The organism is Marinobacter sp. UBA3604 (assembly GCF_002375325.1).
Lineage (GTDB): Bacteria > Pseudomonadota > Gammaproteobacteria > Pseudomonadales > Oleiphilaceae > Marinobacter > Marinobacter salarius.
The window spans coordinates 1-18294 of record NZ_DFMB01000050.1 but is presented as its reverse complement, the minus strand read 5'-3'; the positions used below and the strand labels follow the sequence as shown (position 1 = coordinate 18294).

Annotated in this window: 18 protein-coding genes; 5 read left to right on the top strand and 13 right to left on the bottom strand. The window is 58.3% G+C overall.

Features of this window, described 5'->3' with window-relative positions:
- Positions 1-83: 83 nt before the first annotated feature.
- From B2590_RS15180 to B2590_RS15125, 12 genes are all read right to left on the bottom strand, one after another.
- Complete coding sequence (locus B2590_RS15180) at positions 84-1232, bottom strand: ABC transporter substrate-binding protein (protein WP_075195540.1); 1149 nt, start codon at positions 1230-1232, stop codon at positions 84-86.
- Between the two features lie 53 nt (positions 1233-1285).
- A complete protein-coding gene (locus B2590_RS15175) occupies positions 1286-1993 on the bottom strand; it encodes an ABC transporter ATP-binding protein (RefSeq protein WP_007155440.1) in 708 nt (235 codons plus the stop codon).
- On the bottom strand, positions 1980-2750 hold the full coding sequence (locus B2590_RS15170; protein WP_036202098.1) for an ABC transporter ATP-binding protein: 771 nt from the start codon (positions 2748-2750) through the stop codon (positions 1980-1982). The genes B2590_RS15175 and B2590_RS15170 overlap by 14 nt, the downstream gene beginning before the upstream one ends.
- Positions 2743-3774, bottom strand: a complete 1032-nt coding sequence (locus tag B2590_RS15165) for a branched-chain amino acid ABC transporter permease (RefSeq protein WP_127402357.1) — start codon at positions 3772-3774, stop codon at positions 2743-2745. Before B2590_RS15165 ends, B2590_RS15170 begins: the two co-directional genes overlap by 8 nt.
- 2 nt (positions 3775-3776) lie before the next feature.
- Positions 3777-4640, bottom strand: coding sequence for a branched-chain amino acid ABC transporter permease (locus B2590_RS15160; RefSeq protein WP_007155443.1), 864 nt, complete (start codon positions 4638-4640; stop codon positions 3777-3779).
- A 161-nt stretch (positions 4641-4801) separates the two neighbouring features.
- The gene (locus B2590_RS15155) at positions 4802-6469 is read right to left on the bottom strand and encodes a long-chain fatty acid--CoA ligase (RefSeq protein ID WP_127402358.1); all 1668 of its coding nucleotides are present in this window, start codon (positions 6467-6469) and stop codon (positions 4802-4804) included.
- A 22-nt stretch (positions 6470-6491) separates the two neighbouring features.
- On the bottom strand, positions 6492-7271 hold the full coding sequence (gene surE / locus B2590_RS15150) for a 5'/3'-nucleotidase SurE (protein WP_085682074.1): 780 nt from the start codon (positions 7269-7271) through the stop codon (positions 6492-6494).
- A gap of 14 nt (positions 7272-7285) precedes the next feature.
- The gene (locus tag B2590_RS15145; protein WP_127402359.1) at positions 7286-8350 is read right to left on the bottom strand and encodes a phosphotransferase; all 1065 of its coding nucleotides are present in this window, start codon (positions 8348-8350) and stop codon (positions 7286-7288) included.
- A 169-nt stretch (positions 8351-8519) separates the two neighbouring features.
- Positions 8520-9287 carry an SDR family NAD(P)-dependent oxidoreductase gene (locus tag B2590_RS15140; protein WP_085681911.1) on the bottom strand — a complete coding sequence of 256 codons (768 nt, stop codon included), beginning with the start codon at positions 9285-9287 and terminating at the stop codon, positions 8520-8522.
- A 176-nt stretch (positions 9288-9463) separates the two neighbouring features.
- On the bottom strand, positions 9464-10666 hold the full coding sequence (locus B2590_RS15135) for an acyl-CoA dehydrogenase family protein (protein ID WP_127402360.1): 1203 nt from the start codon (positions 10664-10666) through the stop codon (positions 9464-9466).
- A gap of 24 nt (positions 10667-10690) precedes the next feature.
- Positions 10691-11131, bottom strand: a complete 441-nt coding sequence (locus B2590_RS15130; protein ID WP_127402361.1) for a PaaI family thioesterase — start codon at positions 11129-11131, stop codon at positions 10691-10693.
- Positions 11131-11925 (bottom strand): SDR family NAD(P)-dependent oxidoreductase, encoded by a 795-nt coding sequence (locus B2590_RS15125; protein WP_036202087.1) that lies wholly within the window; start codon positions 11923-11925, stop codon positions 11131-11133. Before B2590_RS15125 ends, B2590_RS15130 begins: the two co-directional genes overlap by 1 nt.
- 140 nt (positions 11926-12065) lie before the next feature.
- Here B2590_RS15125 and B2590_RS15120 point away from each other — a divergent pair, with 140 nt between their 5' ends.
- Positions 12066-13652 (top strand): class I adenylate-forming enzyme family protein, encoded by a 1587-nt coding sequence (locus B2590_RS15120; protein WP_286811000.1) that lies wholly within the window; start codon positions 12066-12068, stop codon positions 13650-13652.
- A 1-nt stretch (position 13653) separates the two neighbouring features.
- Here the strand turns inward: B2590_RS15120 and B2590_RS15115 are convergent, their stop codons facing one another.
- A complete protein-coding gene (locus B2590_RS15115) occupies positions 13654-14394 on the bottom strand; it encodes an enoyl-CoA hydratase/isomerase family protein (protein ID WP_227662326.1) in 741 nt (246 codons plus the stop codon).
- A gap of 171 nt (positions 14395-14565) precedes the next feature.
- Between B2590_RS15115 and dctP the strand changes: the two genes are divergently transcribed.
- The 4 genes from dctP (at position 14566) to B2590_RS15095 (ending at position 18257) form a co-directional block, all read left to right on the top strand.
- On the top strand, positions 14566-15615 hold the full coding sequence (gene dctP, locus B2590_RS15110; protein WP_136633804.1) for a TRAP transporter substrate-binding protein DctP: 1050 nt from the start codon (positions 14566-14568) through the stop codon (positions 15613-15615).
- Positions 15616-15696: 81 nt separating this feature from the next.
- On the top strand, positions 15697-16245 hold the full coding sequence (locus B2590_RS15105) for a TRAP transporter small permease subunit (protein WP_036202080.1): 549 nt from the start codon (positions 15697-15699) through the stop codon (positions 16243-16245).
- On the top strand, positions 16242-17552 hold the full coding sequence (locus B2590_RS15100; protein WP_286847979.1) for a TRAP transporter large permease: 1311 nt from the start codon (positions 16242-16244) through the stop codon (positions 17550-17552). The genes B2590_RS15105 and B2590_RS15100 overlap by 4 nt, the downstream gene beginning before the upstream one ends.
- A 123-nt stretch (positions 17553-17675) precedes the next feature.
- A complete protein-coding gene (locus B2590_RS15095) occupies positions 17676-18257 on the top strand; it encodes a hypothetical protein (RefSeq protein ID WP_075195550.1) in 582 nt (193 codons plus the stop codon).
- Positions 18258-18294 lie beyond the last annotated feature (37 nt).

Below are 18294 nucleotides of genomic sequence, written 5' to 3'. Positions count from 1 at the left end.
GGCGCTACGCGCCATGCCTGGCGCACCACTAAAAAAGGGGCCCTTGGGCCCCTTTTCTCATTCAGATGGGTGCTGAACCCCCATCACTTGATCTCTTCCCGAACAATCTCGCCGTCTTTCACCACGGCCAGGGTCGTCTCCGTCACGAAACCACCGTTTTCGGTGACTTCGGTGACTTCGTACGGGTTCTTGCGGGTGTCCATGTTTTTCAGGGCATCGCCGATCGCAGCGCGGATGGTTTTCGGGTCGGTGGACTCGGTGGCGTCCATGGCTTCCACCAGGGCGTGCAGCGCCAGGTAGTTGTAGGCGGCTTCGGATCCGGGCATTTTGTCGTACTCGGCCTTGTAGCGCTTGATGAAGTCTTTGGCCGCCGGGGTGTCATAGACGCTCAGTGGAACCACGCCGATGGCGCCTTCCACCATGTCCAGGCCACCGGCTACCTGGGCCACTTCGTCAATCTTGGCCTGGTCCATCACGATAAAGCCGCCCTGAAAGCCCATCTGGCGGGCCTGTTGCACCACCAGACCGGTCGGCTCGGAGGCGCCGCCCACAAACATCACATCCGGGCTTTCTGAAATGATACGGCTGACGCCGGTAAAGAAATCCGCCGATTTGTTGTAGTCCATGGGGTTGTCAGAAACCACTTCTCCCCCTTTGGACTCCCACTCTTTCTTGATCATGGCGCCCCAGATTTTGGCGTATTCATGGGTTGCGCCGCCCATGCCCAGCTTCTTGCCCTCGTGCTCAAGGGCGTAGTCGGTAAAGGCCCGCACGTAGCCATCAAAGGTAGGAGGAATACGCAACGTCAGGCTGTTGCCCTTTTCGGTGATGCTGGGCACGCTGGAGTAGGCCATCACCAGAAAATTGTCTTTCTCGTTGAAGTCCTGGAGGGCAAAAATACCACCGGAGTGAGGCACGAACACCGCCGACACGTTGGACTCCTGCTTCAGTCGCTTGGCATTGGTCGCCGCCTGCGCCGGTGAGTAACGATCGTCCAGGGGGACCAGGTTGACCGTGGTCTTTTCGCCGTTCAGGTCAAAACCGCCCGCCGCGTTGATTTCCGCCACCGCCATTCGCAGCCCGGACAGCGTGTTTTCACCGTATAAAGCAGCGCCGCCACTCAGCGGGCCGGTGAATCCGATGTTGACTTCGCCCGCCATTGCACCGGCGGACAGGCTCATCCCAAGGGTTGCCGCCGCGACAGCCTGACCCAGTTTTCTGACTATTTTCATTGTTGTCTCCTGGTTGTGTTGTGCGTGTCACTCTGATTGTTGTTGTAGGCCGGTCAGGCCCCGATATACGCCTTGCGAACCTGTTCGTTGCCCAGCATCGTCTCCCGGTCGCCTTCCATGACCAGATGGCCGTTCTCCATAACATAAGCACGGTGGGCAATCTTCAGGGCCGCAAATGCATTCTGCTCTGCCAACAGCACGGTTGTGCCCAGGCTGTTGATTTGTTTGACGGTTTCGAACACTTGCTTGACCACCAGGGGAGCCAGGCCAAGGGATGGCTCATCCAGCATCAACAAGCGGGGGCGGCTCATCATGGCGCGGCCGATGGCCACCATCTGTTGCTGCCCCCCGGACAGAGATCCGGCAGGCTCATCGGCCTTGTCTGCGAGGATCGGGAACAGCTCCAACACTTCGTTCAGGCGCTTGCGGTTGCCCTGCCGATCACGTCGGTGCACGTAGGCCCCCATCATCAGGTTCTGCATGACGCTCATCTGCGGAAACAGTTTTCGGCCTTCGGCACACTGCACTACGCCGCTGGCGACGACCGCGCTGGCTTTCATACCGTTGAGCTGTTTGTCTTCGAACTGGATCTCGCCGGCCGTCGGCTTTACCAGACCACTAATGGCATTGAACAGGCTGCTTTTACCGGCGCCATTGGCCCCGAGTAGAACAACCAGCTCCCCGGCATCCACCGTCATCGAAATATCGGTCAGTGCCTTGAAGCTGCCATAGCAGACGTCGACATGGTTAAGCTGCAGCATCTTCGTCACCTCCCAGATAGGCTTCGATCACCACCGGGTTGTTGCGTACTTCTTCCGGCGTGCCCTCGGCAATCTTTTCACCGTGATCCAGCACCATGATCTTGTCTGCCAGGCTCATGATCATGTCCATCTTGTGCTCGATCAGGCACACGGTGAGTCCTTTTTCATCCACCATTTTCCGCATCAGCGCGGCGAATCCGACGGTTTCTTCCGGATTAACCCCGGCCGCCGGCTCATCCAGCAGGACGATCTTGGGGTCGGTCGCCAGTGCCAGGGCAAAGGCCACCCGCTTGCGTTCTTCCTGGGTGATGTCGGCAATAAACTGCCCGGCAACGTGGGCAAGGCCCACAAATTCCAGGGCTTCCATGGCCTTGTCCCGCGCCGCCTTCTCTTCACGTTGCAGGCGTTTGCTGTTGATCAGCACGTCCCACAGGCCGGATTTCGTCCGCAGCCGGTGCCCCACGATCAGGTTGTCCAGCACGGTTGCCTGCTCAAACAGGTTGGTCGTCTGGAAGGTCCTTCCCACACCCAGGCGTGCGACCCTGTCGCTGGGCAGATTAGTGACGTCCACGCCGTCCAGCAGGATACGGCCGGAGGTGGGCTGGTGCAGGCCTGAAATAAGGTTGAAAAAGGTGCTCTTGCCAGCACCGTTGGGGCCGATAATGGCGTTGATCCTGCCGGCTTCGAACTCCACCGACACATCGCTCACCGCCGCCAGACCGCCAAACATTTTGGTGACGTTTTCTACCTTAAGCATTGCTCTCTGCCTCCCGGTTCTGTGCGGTGTTGACCTTGTTCTCATGGCGCTTTTTCGTAGGCGCCAGTGCCTGGGACTTGCGATGCATCCAGGTCAGGAAGGAGCCGGTAATGCCCCGAGGGAAGAAGATCACCAACAGCACCAGCAGCGGCCCGAAAATGATCATTCGGTACTCTTCCAGGAACTGCAGTGACTGGGTAATCCACACAATGCCCACGGTGCCCAGCAACGGCCCCATAATGGTGCCGATACCGCCCACCAGCAGATAGGTGATCATGTCGAAGGTGTGGTTGATATTGGCCTCTTCCGGGCCGATGAAACGGACCATCCCGGCATACAGGGCACCTGCCAGACCGGCATAGGTCGTGGACAGTACAAAGGCGAGGACTTTATTGCGCATCAGGTTGATCCCGAGGGACTGGGCCAGTTCATCACCGTTGCGGATGGCAATGAAGGTACGACCCAGCAGGGACTTGGACAAACGCCCCATGAACCAGATTGCGAACACCAGGAAGGCCAGCACCAGGTAGTAGAACGGGGTGGTGTCTGTAAAGTCCACCAACCCAAAGCCATAGGGTGCGGCGATATCTCGGACACCGATGGCGCCATGGGTCAGCTCTTCCCACTTGTCGATCAGCAGGTAGATGATAAAGCCCACACACAGGGTGAATATCGCAAAGTAATGCTCTTTCAGGCGCAGCGAGACGATGCCCACGAGAAACCCGAGCACCGCCGTCATCACCAGCGCACCCAGGAAGGCAGGCCAGAAGCTCCAGCCATAGTCGGCAGTCAGCAGGCCAAGGGTGTAGGCTCCGATGGCAAAAAAACCGCCGTGGGCCAGGTTCAGCTGGCCGCAAAAACCGGTAATGATGTTCAGGCCGTAGACCGCGATCGCCCAGACAAAGGCGGTCGCCATCACGTACACCTGGTACTCATTCGCGGCGACCAGCGGGAACAGTATGGCGAAGGCCAGCATCAGGTACTTGGCCGCTGGCGTCATCAGCAGGGAAGCGACTTTGAACATGATCAGTGCGCCCCCTTCGCGAACAGGCCCTGTGGACGAACTGACAGAATCAGCACCAGCAGACCAAAGGCAATAATGTCTTTATAGGACGTCGAGATGTAAAAGCCGCCGAGGGCTTCGGCGAAACCGATAATCATGCCGCCGGCAATGGCGCCAGGCACGCTACCCATGCCACCGAGTATGATAATGACGAAGGCTTTCATGATGACCAGGTGCCCCATGGCGGGATACACCAGATTGATGGGCGCATAGAGTGTGGCGGCAAACGCGGCCAGCATGCCCGAAATCGCAAACGTCATCATCGCCACCCGGTTGGCATCAATGCCCACCAGGAAGGCACCTTCACGGCTCTGCGCCATGGCGATAATGGTCGCCCCCGTCATGGTCTTGCGCAGGAAAAGCTGCAGGGCCACTACCAACACGAACGCCCCCGCAATGATCAGCAGGCGCTGTTCAGGAATAATCAGTCCGTCGAAATTCATGATGCCGGTAAATGGCGATGACATACGGCGGAAGTCCGACCCCCAGAACATCTGCACCACCGCTTCCAGAAACAGCAGAATACCAATGGCGGCGATCTTGTCGTGGATCGGTGGCGAATGCCTCAGTGGGTGGAACACCAGACGCTCACACAGTATCGCCAGGACAGCGACCACCGCGGCCGAACCGGCCATGGCAATCCAGTAGTGCGCGCCCAGGTCCACCATGAAAAAGTAGGACATGAATGCCCCGACCATATAGAGCGCGCCATGGGCAAAATTGGGGATATGAAGTATCCCGTAGACCAGGGTCAGGCCCAGGGCTACGAGACCGTAGATACTCCCCAGGGTTAACCCGTTGATGATTTGTTGTAGAAAAAGGCTCAAGTGTGCTCCTCCGCTGTTTTGTTGTTGTTGCGAGTTATGCGGTTTTGGGCAGGGCCTTGCGACCCATCTATCAGCTTAATGAAACAATTGCACCGAACGTCTCGTATGTCAATATTTAGAACGATATTCCGCAGTGCGGAATAATAAGCATGAATTAACGCTTAGGCTTTAGCCTTCCACTCTTCTTCCTGCAGCGCTCGCCACATCAACTTGCCCGTGGGTGATTTCGGCAACTCATCCACGAACTCGATGATTTCTGGCACTTTGTAGGCAGCCATCTGCTCCTTACACCAACTGACGATGTCCGCTTCGGTGGTACTGGTCTCCGCATCCGGCGTCAGTACGATGCAGGCTTTCACAGTCTCACCGCGTTTGGGGTGGGGCGATGAAATGACACACACTTCGTGGATGGCCGGATGCCGGTACATCAATCCTTCCACTTCCGAGGGCCACACCTTGAAGCCTGATGCGTTGATCATCCGTTTGACCCGGTCCACCATGAAGAAATAGCCCTCTTCGTCGTAATAAGCGAGGTCACCGGTGCGGAAAAAGCGTTTGCCGTCGATGTCCACGAACGCCGCCTCGGTTTCAGCCGGGCGATGCCAGTACCCCTGGGTTACCTGAGGACCATTGGAAACAATCTCCCCCACTTCGCCCGGGCCTTTCTCTTCCAGGGTCTCAACGTCAATGATGCGGCTATCCACATCGAATACCGGAATACCCAGGCACTGGGGCTTGGGATGATCCGACGGGTTGATGTGGGTGGCGGCCATGGTTTCCGACAGGCCATAACCCTCGATGTAATCCAGGCCGGTCATGGCTTTAAGCTTGGCAGCCACCGCTTCCGGCATTGCCGCTCCACCACCGCCAATGGTGTTGAGGCTGGAAAGGTCGTATTGCCCGATGTCCGGATTCGACAGAAAATCCACCGCCATGGTGACAATGTTGGTCCAGCCGGTGACCTGGTAACGCTCTATCAGCCGGGCGGCGGTTGTGCGGTCCCAGCGCGTCATAATGATGGTGGTTGAACCGCTGTAGATGGGGCTGTTCATGGAGCCGGTCATACCGGTCACGTGGAAGAACGGCAACGTCGCCAGCTGGACAGTGTTGGCGGTGCTCAGATTCCAGAACGCCCGGTGAACCGCTGTGGCCATGACACTGCGGTGCGTATGCATGCATCCCTTGGGCGCGCCGGTGGTCCCGGAACTGTAGGGGATCACCGCCAGGTCGTCCGGGCCTGCGGTGTGCTCTGCCGGCCTGTGATTACCGGCCAGCGCCTGTTCCCAGCTCACCACGCCGGGTACGTCTTTGGACCAGGCCGGTGCAGCCACCTCTGCCGGCAAATCCAGGTCGGTGTCCTTATTGATGTAGGTGTTATAGGACGCCACCACCACCCGCTCAAGATCCGTGCTGTCCAGCATCGGCAGGATAAAGCCGGCCAGTTCCTGACCGGCCAGGCACACCCTCGAACCGGTATCGGCAATGTAGTGTTCCAGCTCTGCAGCCCGGTTCATCGGATTCACCGGAATCACCACCGCGTCGGCTCGCAGTATGGCGTAGTAGGCAATGGCATACTGGGGGGAGTTCTGCATGTAGAGCAGAACACGGTCACCTTTCTTCACTCCTTGAGCCTGAAGATAGCCGGCCATCGCTTCCACTTCCGTCAGCAGCTGCCTGTAGCTCATGGGCGCATCGTAGTAGATGGTCGCTGTATGGTCCGGATACCGCAGGGCAGATATTTGCAGGTTGGTGAAAACGCTGGTGTCAGGCAGCGTCATGCTCTTTGGTAACTCTTTTGGCCAGACGCTGTGGTGGCGTGTAAATGTCATTGTTGTCATCCCCTCAGTCAATTCAGTGAGCCGCAGCGGCGGCCAGATCGAATATTCCAGTACCACCGGGCAGGGCTTCCCGGTGACGCAATGGCGTTATCGCAATGGCTTTTTCCCGCAGCACGGTGACGTCTTCATCCGGTGCCGTAATGTGCCGGGAACTGCGATCGAACCCCAGCCACCAATAAGGCAGGCTACGGGCATCCTGCCCTGCCAGCAGGCGGGGCCGCTGAATGGAGCCGGTGGATTGGTTGCACCATTGCGCCTGCCGGATCACACCGGCGTCGCAGGCCGGAAAGTTCACATTCCAGGCCCGGTTTTCGCCCGGTTGCCAGAGCTTGCGGATTACCTGCTCCCCGAACGCCGACACCGGCGACCAGTCAACGCCTTCCCGGCTCAGAAAGGCCTGGCTCAGCGCAATGGCGGGTATGCCCATATGTTCGGCGCTGAGCACCGCGCCCACGGTTCCGGAGTACTGCACCGAATCACTGATATTGGCGCCGCAGTTCACACCGGACAGCACCAGATCCGGCGGATTATCACCAAACCAATGGGCCAGCGAGTACAACACACAGTCTGCGGGCGTACCGGACACGGCGTAGCGTTTGTCACCATTTTCATACACCCGCAGCGGGTCGTGAATGGAGATGCTCTGCCCGGCGCCACTGCGATCATGCTCCGGCGCCACCACCCAGACTTCTTCCGCCAGGTTGCGGGCAATCCGTTCGAGAATCGCCAGCCCCGGTGCGTTGATGCCGTCATCGTTGGTGATCAGGATGCGACGGACCATCGGTTCCGTGATTGCAGCAGGCTGGCTCATGACCGGTCTCCTTCACTGGCTATTTTCCAGCCCGCTTCCGCCAGCTGGCTCGCACGTTTGCCAACCTGCAGGGCATCGGCATTGGCGGCATTACCCTGCAGCGCGCGGGCATAGACCCCCTGAACAATCGCCGCCAGACGGAACAGCGAAAACGCCAGGAACACATGCCAGTCGGCAATGCCATCGCGACCGGTCTGTTGGCAGTAACGGGCAATGGTTTCCTGCTCAGTGGGAACGCCCAGGGCTTCCAGATCCTCCCCCAACAAACCGCGGGAACCTTCCATGTCCGAAGGCAGGTGGTACGGCAGGCAGTAATAGGCAAGATCCGCCAGCGGATGACCAAGAGTAGACAACTCCCAGTCCAGAATGGCGATCACGTCCGGTTTGTCCGGTGCCAGCATCAGGTTGCCAAAGCGGTAGTCACCATGGGCAATGGCGGACTCATCGGTGGACGGCAGGTTCTCCGGCAGCCACTCCATGAGTTTGTCCATGGCGGGCATCTCGTCGGTTTTGGACGCCAGGTACTGCTTGCTCCAGCGCGCGACCTGCCGAGCGACATAACCTTCGGGTCGACCATAGTCACCCAGGCCCACCGCATTCACGTCTACCGAATGCAGTGCCGCCAGGGTATCAATGGCCGACAGGTGCGCCGACATCCGCTCCTGACGATCCAGCGCCCGCAACGCCGGGTGGTTGACTATGCGGCCTTCCAGAAAGTCCATGACGTAGAACGGCGTACCGATGATGTTGCTGTCTTCACACAAAGCCCGGGTGGCCGGCACGGGCACGCTGGTGTGTTCGGACAAAGCGCGCATGACTTTGTATTCCCGCTCCACCATGTGGGCGGAGGGCAGTGTTTTCCCGGGCGGCTTTTTGCGCAGCACGTATTGGCCGCTGTCGGTGTCCAGCAGAAACGTGGGGTTCGACTGTCCGCCCTGGAATTGCTGTACGTCCAGCTTGGTACCGAAACCTGGTATGGCTTGCTGTAGCCAGGTCCGGAGGCTGTCTTCATCAAATTGGTGGGCTGGCAAAACGTCTACCAACTCTGGGTTCATGGTCATCTTTTCTGTTGCCTTCATTTATTACATAGTTGCCCGGCATTGGGGGCAGCGGCCGGCGGGTGGGGGTGTCTTTCTTCCGGGAAAAAGAACTCGCTGCGCTCGGACACCTTTTTCCCTGCACAAACGCACCCCCACCCACCTGCCTCGGCGTGCTTTCGGTGATGCCTTCTTAACAAATGGTTTCGCCGCCGTCGGCTACGATGACCTGTCCGGTGACGTAGGCACTCGCCTTTGTTGACAGGAAGACGGCCAGGCCGGCGATGTCTACCGGGTCACCGATTCTGCGCAGCGGGGTTTTGTCTTCGGCGCGTTTGACGCGGACCGGGTCTTCCCACAGGGCTTTGGCGAAGTCAGTTTTGATCAGACCGGGGGCAATGCTGTTCACTCGAATGCCCTTTGGCCCCCACTCCACTGCCAGATTCCGGGCCAGCGCTGCTTCGGCGGCCTTGGATACGCCGTAGGTACCGATGGTGGTATTGCCACGGATTCCGGCGATGCTGGACAGAAGAACAACTGCACCTTCACCTTTCTCGGCCATCTGCGGCAGCACCATGTTGGTGAGCCAGAAGGTGCCTTTGACGTTGGTGTCCATGATCTTGTCCCAGGCTTCGTCGGTCATTTCGGCGGTGGTGCCGTAGACCGGGTTGGTGGCGGCGTTGCACACCAGCACATCGATGGAACCCCAGGCTTCGTTGGTTTTATCCACCAGGTTCTGCAGGTCTTCCTTCTTACCCACATGGCAAGGAATGGCGATGGCTTCGTAGCCCTGCTCTTTCAATTCATTGGCAACCTGTTCACAGGCATCGGCCTTGCGGCTGGAGATCACGACTTTGGCACCCAGGCGAGCCATTTCTTCGGCGATGGAACGGCCGATGCCTTTAGTGGAACCGGTGATCAGGGCAACTTTTCCGGTCATATCGAAAAGCGGGTTGTTCATACAGACACCTCATTGTCGAAAATCTTTCTCAGAGCTATGGGAACGAACGGGGAGGAACCTGCCGGGACCGTCAAAAACATGGATGTTTTTGTCGAGCGTACATGGACGTATTCACAGCGCGTCCCGGCAGGTTCCTCCCCGTTCGTTCACGCACCCGACAAAGCGGGCCAAAACAATTACCGGTATTGTTTGAGCTCCAGCTTGGCAACAGAATCAAGATGCACCTCATCCGGCCCGTCCGCCAGTCGCAACGTCCGCACCTTGGCCCAGGCTTCGGCCAGGAAGGTGTCCTGAGACACACCCGCGCCACCGTGAACCTGAATCGCCCGGTCCAACACCTTCAGCGCCATGCTCGGTGCGATCACCTTGATCATCGCAATCTCCTGACGAGCCACCTTATTACCAACGGTGTCCATCATGTGCGCCGCTTTCAGGGTCATCAGCCGAGCCTGCTCAATTTCCATGCGACTGCGGGCAATATCCTTGCGAATGGAATCGAAACTCGATAGCGGCTTACCGAAAGCCTCGCGGGCATTGGCGCGCTTGCACATCAGTTCGAGCGCACGTTCGGCAACCCCGATGGTGCGCATACAGTGATGAATACGGCCAGGCCCAAGGCGGCCCTGGGCAATTTCAAAACCACGGCCCTCACCCAACAGAATGTTGTCCACCGGCACCCGCACATTGTCATACTGAATCTCAGCGTGGCCGTGAGGGGCATGGTCGTAGCCAAACACCGTCAGCGGGCGGATCATCTTCACGCCCGGCGTGTCCAGCGGCACCAGAATCATCGACTGCTGCTTGTGCTTCTCAGCCCCCGGATCGGTCTTGCCCATAACAATGGCGATTTTAGAGGTGGTGGTCATGGCACCTGACGACCACCACTTACGGCCATTGATCACATACTCATCGCCTTCGCGACGGATTTCACAGGCAATATTGGTGGCATCGGAAGAGGCCACGTCAGGCTCGGTCATGGAGAAGCAGGAGCGGATCTCGCCATCAAGCAGGGGCTTCAGCCACTTGTCCTGCTGCTCTTTGTTGCCGTAGCGGGCGATGGTTTCCATGTTGCCGGTGTCCGGCGCGGAGCAGTTGAACACCTCCGGCGCCATGGCCGAGCGCCCCATGACTTCACACAGATGGGCGTACTCATAGTTGGTCAGACCGGCGCCGAATTCACTGTCGGGCAGGAACAGGTTCCACAGCCCCGCGGCTTTCGCCTTGACCTTCAACTCCTCGACGATCGGTACCGGCGCCCAGCGATTTTCAGCCCGCTCGACCTGTTCATGGTGCTTGTGCTCATTCGGGTAAATATGGGCGTCCATGAATTCGTGAAGCTGTGCCTGCAGTTTTTTGGCTTTATCAGACAGCTCAAACATTCCAGTACCTCATTGGTTGAAGGATCAGATTGGCACGCCTTCCGGTTTCTCACTCCCGGAGCGAATGCGGAAGGTGCCTTCGGCGATGGCCAGGAGATTCCCCTTGTCGTCGTGAACCTCTCCGGTGCTGTTAAAAATTCGGGTGCCGCCGGCCCGTTTGCAGCCGGTGACCCGGATAGTTCCACCGGAACACTGTCCGGTGAACGTTGTCGTCAGCGACAGGGTAATGGCTTTGCGTATCCGGCCGGGATACGGACAGTAGGTGCCGGCCTCGGCCATTGCGATATCCAACAGCGACGTCAACACACCGCCATGAATCACGCCGCCCAGATTAAGATGGCAAGGCTGCAGCTCCAGGCCAATCACCGCTTCGTTCTCCTCCCAGGACACCTGGTGATACCCCAGCAGATTGTGAAATCCTGGCAGGTCCTGGCCACCACGGATATGCAGGCTGTCTTCACTCATTACACTTTCATTCCAGGCAGGTTCAGAGAAGCGGTGTTGCCGCCGTCTACGGGCAGAGACTGACCAGTGATGTAGCTGGCGTCATCACTGGCCAGGAACAGAATGGCGGCGGCAATTTCTTCCGGCGCACCATAGCGCCGCAATTCACACCGTGATCCAAGCTTATGGGCTTTCTCATTGGCGCGGGCATAGTCAAAAACAGCCTGGGTCATGCCGGTTTCCACCAGCCCCGGGCACACCGCATTCACGCGTACATTGTCGTTACCCAGATCGCAGGCAGCAGTCATGGTGAGGTTAACCACACCAGCCTTGGACGCGCTGTAAGCGTTACCACCGGCACCAGAGCGAAGACCGGCCACCGAGGCGGTATTAACAATCGAGCCCAGCTTGCGGGCCTGCATGTGGGGCGCCACATGCTTTATAAACAGCATGGTGCCAATCAGGTTCACCGCCAGCACCTGTTCCCATTCGCCCCGGTCGTTACCGGTAATATCGGGGTGACCACCACTGGTGCTGGCGATGCCGGCAACGTTACACAACACGTCAATGCGACCGAAGGTCGAGACAGTTTCGCCCACCAGTGCGCTAACCTGCTCCTCATCAGCCACGTCTCCAATGCGACGCAGGGTTTCCGCTCCCTCGGGCATCAGGCCCTCGGTATCCAGCAGGCCCGCTTCGGACATATCCATCATCACCACCTGCGCGCCCTCCCGCGCCAGGCGAACCGCCGTGGCCCTGCCGATACCACTGCCGGCCCCGGTGACGATGGCTACCCGCTTGTCGAAACGCCCCATGCCGATGCTCCTTTTTATAGTTTGTTGCGTCGTCGCGAATTCACCTTCTACTGTAATTTGTCACGCCTTCCGGTTTTGAGTCAATATATTCGGAAGTAAATTTCACTAGATAAAACACCGGAACTACAATAGGCGAAAAAATGAAAAACACGCAGCACATGCCCGTCTATGCCCCCACCGATCCCGATGAGTCCATGGACGCCATTGGCCAACGCATCCAGCACCTCGCCCTCGAACGCCCGGACCATATCGCACTCATCGATGGCGAGACCCAGCTCAGCTGGCAGGCGCTTGTCAGGCAAGCCAACCGCATCGCCAACCGGCTGCGATCCGCCGGCCTGAAACAAGGTGACGCCGTAGCGGGTTTGTCAGAAAACAGCATCCATTATGTTGCTCTGTACCTGGGGACGTTGGTGGCCGGCGGTTGCATGGTGCCGCTTTCAGGCATGGCGAGTGGCAGCAGCCTGGCACTGATGCTGAATGACTGCAGAGCCCGCTTCCTGTTTGTTTCCAAGAAGAACATCGAGCTGTTTGAAGGCATTGCCGACAAGCTCGATACGCTCGGGCGCGATCAATGTATAAGGCTCGACGGCCACAGCCCGGGAATGCGTCAGGATCTTGAGTCCTGGCTGGGCGATATTGGCGCGGAGGCGCGCCCGGCCACGGTCACCCTGGATGATCCGTTCAATGTCATTTACAGCTCGGGCACGACCGGCACTCCCAAGGGCATTCTTCACGATCACCGTTTCCGCCAGCGCCAGATGGTCCGAATGAGCCGCTTCGGGCTTGATGGCAACGCCGTTAACCTGGTATCTACGCCGATGTACTCCAACACCACGCTGGTGTCCGTACTGCCAACTCTGTTCTATGGCGGCACCCTGGTGCTGATGGCAAAGTTTGATGCCCGGCGGTTCCTGGAAATGGCTGAACGCTACCGCGTGACCCACGCCATGCTGGTGCCGGTTCAGTACCAACGCATCCTCGCCGATCCGGAATTCAATCGCTTCGACCTGTCCGCGTTCCAGCTCAAGCTGTGCACCAGCGCTCCCCTGAGGGCGGACGTCATCCGGGAAGCCATGGAGCGCTGGCCGGGCAACATCCGCGAGGTGTATGGCCTGACCGAAGGCGGCATCTCCACCAGCCTGGACTGCGCGGCCCACCCGGACAAATGGGACTCCGTGGGAAAACCCACGGAAGGGGCGGAAGTGCGGGTGATTGACGAGGAGGGCAACGAGCTGCCCCGGGGCGAGACCGGGGAGATCGTGGGCCGCGCCATCTCCATGATGCGGGGATATATCAACCGCGAGGAACAGACCCGGGACATGCTCTGGACCAGCCCCGAGGGCCTGGTCTTCTATCGCAGCGGTGATATGGGCCGAGTCGATGAAGAAGGTTTTGTGTATATCCTGGACCGACGCAAGGACATGATCATCTCCGGCGGTTTCAACATCTACGCGGTGGATCTCGAAAAGGTACTGCTGGCCCATCCGGCCGTCGCCGACGTTGCGGTGATTGCCATTCCCAGCGAACAATGGGGCGAAACCCCGCTGGGGCTGGTGGTGCTCAAGCCCGGCTGCACAGAGGATGAGGCGGAGATCCTCGAGTGGACCAATGGTCAACTGGGCAAGGCCCAGCGCCTGACGGCCATTGAATTCCGCCCGGAGCTGCCCCGTTCCACCATTGGCAAGGTGTTGAAGCGCGATCTGCGGGCGCCTTACTGGCCCTGAACTAGCCCTTGCCCATGCGCGCAAGGGCGGCCCGGCAATCCTCCGACCGTAGTCTGTCGGCAAACACGGAGCGTTCCCTCTCAAGGGCCTCGCTCACCGCTTCCCGCCAGGGCGCCTTGATGAGGCGCTTGGTGGCCCGCAGGGCTTCCCGGGGTTTAGCCGCGAGCGCGTCAGCCTGTGCCAATGCTTCATCCACCGCCAGCCCATCATCAACCACATGACTGACCAGGCCACATTCCCTAGCTTCCTCGCCGTTCAGAGTGTCTCCCATCAGTAGCAGATCCGCAGTACGCCGGGAACCCAGATGCAACGGCATGGTCACGGTAGAAGCCGCCTCCGGCACCAGCCCCAGATCCACAAAGGCGGTTTTGAAACGTGCGGAGCGGCCAGCGATGACGGAGTCACAATGCAACAACAGGGTAGTGCCGATCCCGATGGCAAGTCCTTCCACCGCAGCAATGATGGGCGTATCGCACACCATCAGGGCTTCGATAAAAGCCAGACCCGCAGAGGGCTTGGGATTCTTATCCGTAGCGCGGGCGCGGAAATCATCGAGATCATTGCCGGCGGTAAAAACACCACCGTCACCGCTGAGCACAATGGCATGCACGCTGGTATCTGCCGCTGCTTTGCTCACACCTTCGGCCAGCGCCCGGTACATATCGCGAGTCAATGCGTTTTTTTTGTCCGTCCTGCTGATCACCAGGTGGGCCACACCTGGCTGATTTTGGGTGATGATCACGATGAATGCCTCCATGAACTAAACTTTGGTAATGGAATATCGGCAACCATCCTATTGCAAAAAGCAAAGTGTGTGATAGATTCAGATACACGGATTCATTCTGCAGTCACTAATTCCGCACAGTGAAATCACAAACAGGACGTCCAACACAATAATGATCGAGGTCCAGCAATGAAGATACTAACAACCGCCAGAAAAACCCTGATCACGTACGGTTCTGCCCTGACCCTGGGCCTGACCGCCGCACTGGCCAGCGCTCCGGCAGCTGCCGCTGAAGAAAGCTTTACCTGGAAGGTCCAATCCCATTGGCCTGGCTCCAGCAGTTCCTATGAAGACAGTCTGGTTCGACTCAAGACCATTCTTGAAGAGCGCACCGATGGCCGTCTGGAGCTGGAACTTTACGAAGCAGGCTCGCTGTTTAAAGCCAAGGAAATCTTCAACGCTGTCAGCCGGGGCATCCTGGAAATGGGCACCATTTCCCCGGCTTACGCCCAGGACAAGATCACCCTCGCGGGTATTGCCTCGGGCCTGCCGTTTGCCTTCCGTAATGTCTGGGAAGCCGCCTATTTCCATCAGGGCCTCGGGTTCGAACAGATGCTTCGCGATGAAGCGGCTAAACACAATGTCTATTGGGCGACTGACAAGGTCTACCCGACCGAGATGGTGGTCAAGCAGCCTATTAATAGCTGGGAAGACTTCACCAAGCTGAAAATCCGCTCCTCTGGTGCGCTGCAAAGCTTTCTGACCGACGCCGGTGCCGCTGCATCCTACATCCCGGGCAGCGAACTCTACTCCGCCCTGGACTCCGGCATTGTTGACGGTGCCCACTGGGGAGCTTCTCAGGGCGCATTCAGTATGGGCCTGTATGAAGTGGCCAAATACCACGTGCAGCCAGCACTGAACATTGCCGGCACCGACGTCATCATTGTCAGCCAGAAAGCGTTGGACAAGTTGCCCGAGGATATGCAGAACATCGTCAAGCAGGCCCTTGAGGAACAGTTCTGGTTCCGTACCAACGAGTATCAGTACAAGGAACGCATCACGCTGGCCAAGGCCATCAGCGAACACAATGTTCAGGTCAACACCTTGCCGGAGGACGTTCAGAACCGTCTGACCCAGACCGCACAGACGTTGTGGGATGAGGAAGGCAAGCGCAGCGACAACGCCCAGAAGGCGCTGGACATGCTGAAAGACTACCTGTCAGAGCTTGGTTACCTGTAAACGCCTGACACCTGAAACCGGCCGGGCCAGCTTTTCAGGCCCGGCTTTGCTTTTGAACGAACCGTTTCCCGGAGAATACCAATGGGTGTGTTGAGCGCATTCATGAGAGGGGTTACCCGTCTCAATGATGTCATCGGGCGCGGGATAGCGCTGATCGTTTTTGCCATGTTCGCATTCCTGATCATGGAGGTGGCGTTTCGCTACCTGTTCAACTCACCCACGGTATGGACCAACGAACTGACCCAGATGCTGTTTGGCATCTACGCCGTCATGTCCGGGGGTTACATCATGGCTCACCGTGGCCATGTGAATGTTGATCTGCTGCACTCACACCTTCCGCCCCGCGGCCGTGCCGTGCTCGACATTCTGACTTCAACAATATTCTTTATATTCACCCTGGCCCTGCTTTACTTCGGCTACGACATGGCCAGTGAGTCCATTGCCAGCTGGGAAACCTCCTATTCCGCCTGGAACCCGCCTATCTGGCCGGTGAAAGCTGCCATTCCATTGGGCACTGGCCTGCTGGTTCTGCAAGGCATCGTCAAGTTACTGGAAGATATCGCAGTGGCCTTCAACCTCAATTACTACACCCCCGAACCCCAGGACGACGCCAAAGGAGAGCCATTGTGAGCATTGAAATCCTCACGCTGCTGTTCTTCGGCTCCCTGCTGTTTTTCCTGCTTCTGGGCCTGCCACTGGCCTTTGTGCTGGGCGGCGTATCCGTTGTCTTCCTCTACTTCACCTGGGGATTCGACTCCTTCTACATGGTGTCCTCGCAGATCTGGGGCACCATGGAAAGCTTTACCCTGGTGGCGATCCCCCTGTTTGTCTTCATGGCGATGATTCTGGAGCGAACCGGGGTTGCCAAAGACCTGTACCGCATGATGCATCTTTGGTGCGGCGGCCTGCGGGGCGGCCTCGCGATTGGCACTCTTGGCATCTGCGCCGTTTTTGCAGCCATGGTCGGCATCAGTGGCGCCGCGGTCGTCGCCATGGGCACCATCGCACTGCCGTCGATGCTTGAGCGGGGCTACGACAAGAAGATGGCCCTGGGTGTGATCAACACCGGTGGGGGCTGGGGCATACTGATTCCTCCCAGCATTCTGATGATCCTCTATGCCCTGATTACCGGTGTGTCGGTGGGCAAGATGTTCGCTGCCGGCATCATGCCCGGTATTCTGCTGATGGTACTGACCGCCATCTACATCCTGGTGCGCTGCCACCTGCAGCCCGAACTGGCCCCGGCGCTGCCCAAGGAAGAGCGTGGCACCTGGCCGGAGAAGTTGCGTGCCCTGCGGGCGGTACTGCTGCCCATCGGTGTTGTGATCATGGTTCTGGGCTCTATCATTGGCGGCATTACCACGCCAACCGAAGCCGCCGCCATGGGCGTGCTCGGCGCCCTGATATCCGCTGCGGTGTACCGTCAGTTCAAGTGGAGGATCCTGCAGGAAGCGGCGATCCGCACCTTCAAACTCACCGGTATGATCATGTGGATCCTGTTCGCAGCCCACGCCTTCAGTGCTGCCTATCAGAGCATGGGGGCCCAGGATCTGATCGAGGGGCTGATGAATATGATTCCCGGCGGCCCCTGGGGCATCATCGTCGCCATGATGGTGATCGTGTTCCTGCTGGCCATGGTGCTGGACCCGGTCGGCATCATGTTAATCACCCTGCCGGTATTCATGCCCATCGTTGAGTCCCTGGGATTTGACCCGATATGGTTCGGCATCCTGTTCGTGATCAATATGGAAATCGGCTACATGACGCCGCCTTTCGGTTTCAATCTGTTCTATCTGAAAGGGGTCGTGCCACCGAGCATCACCATGAAGGATATCTACTCATCAATCATTCCCTTTGTGATTGTTGAAATTGTGGGGCTGGGGTTGATCATGATCTTCCCGCAAATTGCCACCTATCTGCCGGATCTGCTGTTCTGAGCCGAGCCTGATCATGGCGGATCATAACCCTGTGTGGGTTGTTGCAGGCGGTTTAACAGAGGACTACCTTTAGGGAATCCCGATCAATGGAACCGGGATTCCCAATCACAAGGAGACGTTCTCATGAACCGATTCAGCCCTGCCTTAGTGCCCCTGCTTCTCCTGCTCTTGCTTGCCCCCTTCGCGGCCCAGGCTGAGACCCTGACCGACCAGACCATCCGCTCATTCATCAGCAGCCTGGAAACCCTTCAGGGGATGGAGAGTGAATTCGATGAGATGACGGAGGATTTCCCGGCCGAGAAAGGTGAGCGCGGTGGCGAGATGCCAGACATGTCGCGAATATTCTCATCGTCCATCGAGCGCATGAAGGGCCATGACCTATACAACCGGTTGGAAGACGTGGTGGAGCAACACGGATTCGCCAATCCCGAGTCGTGGGCGAAAACCGGTGACCGCATCTTCCAGGCCTGGAGCGCCCTGGAAATGGGCGAGCAGTCCAACACCATGAATCAGGAAATGGCCAAAGCCATGGAAGAGATCAACAACAATCCACACATGAGCGAAGCCCAGAAGCAGCAGATGCGGGACATGATGGGTGGAGCCATGTCTGCCATGGAAACGGCAAGCAACGCACCGGAAGCCGATAAGCGTGCCCTGCGACCGCATCTGGACGCACTGCGCGCAGCAACTGATTCCGACCGTTAAGCAGCACTCGCCCCGAATCGAGTAGGAGGGGGAGTTA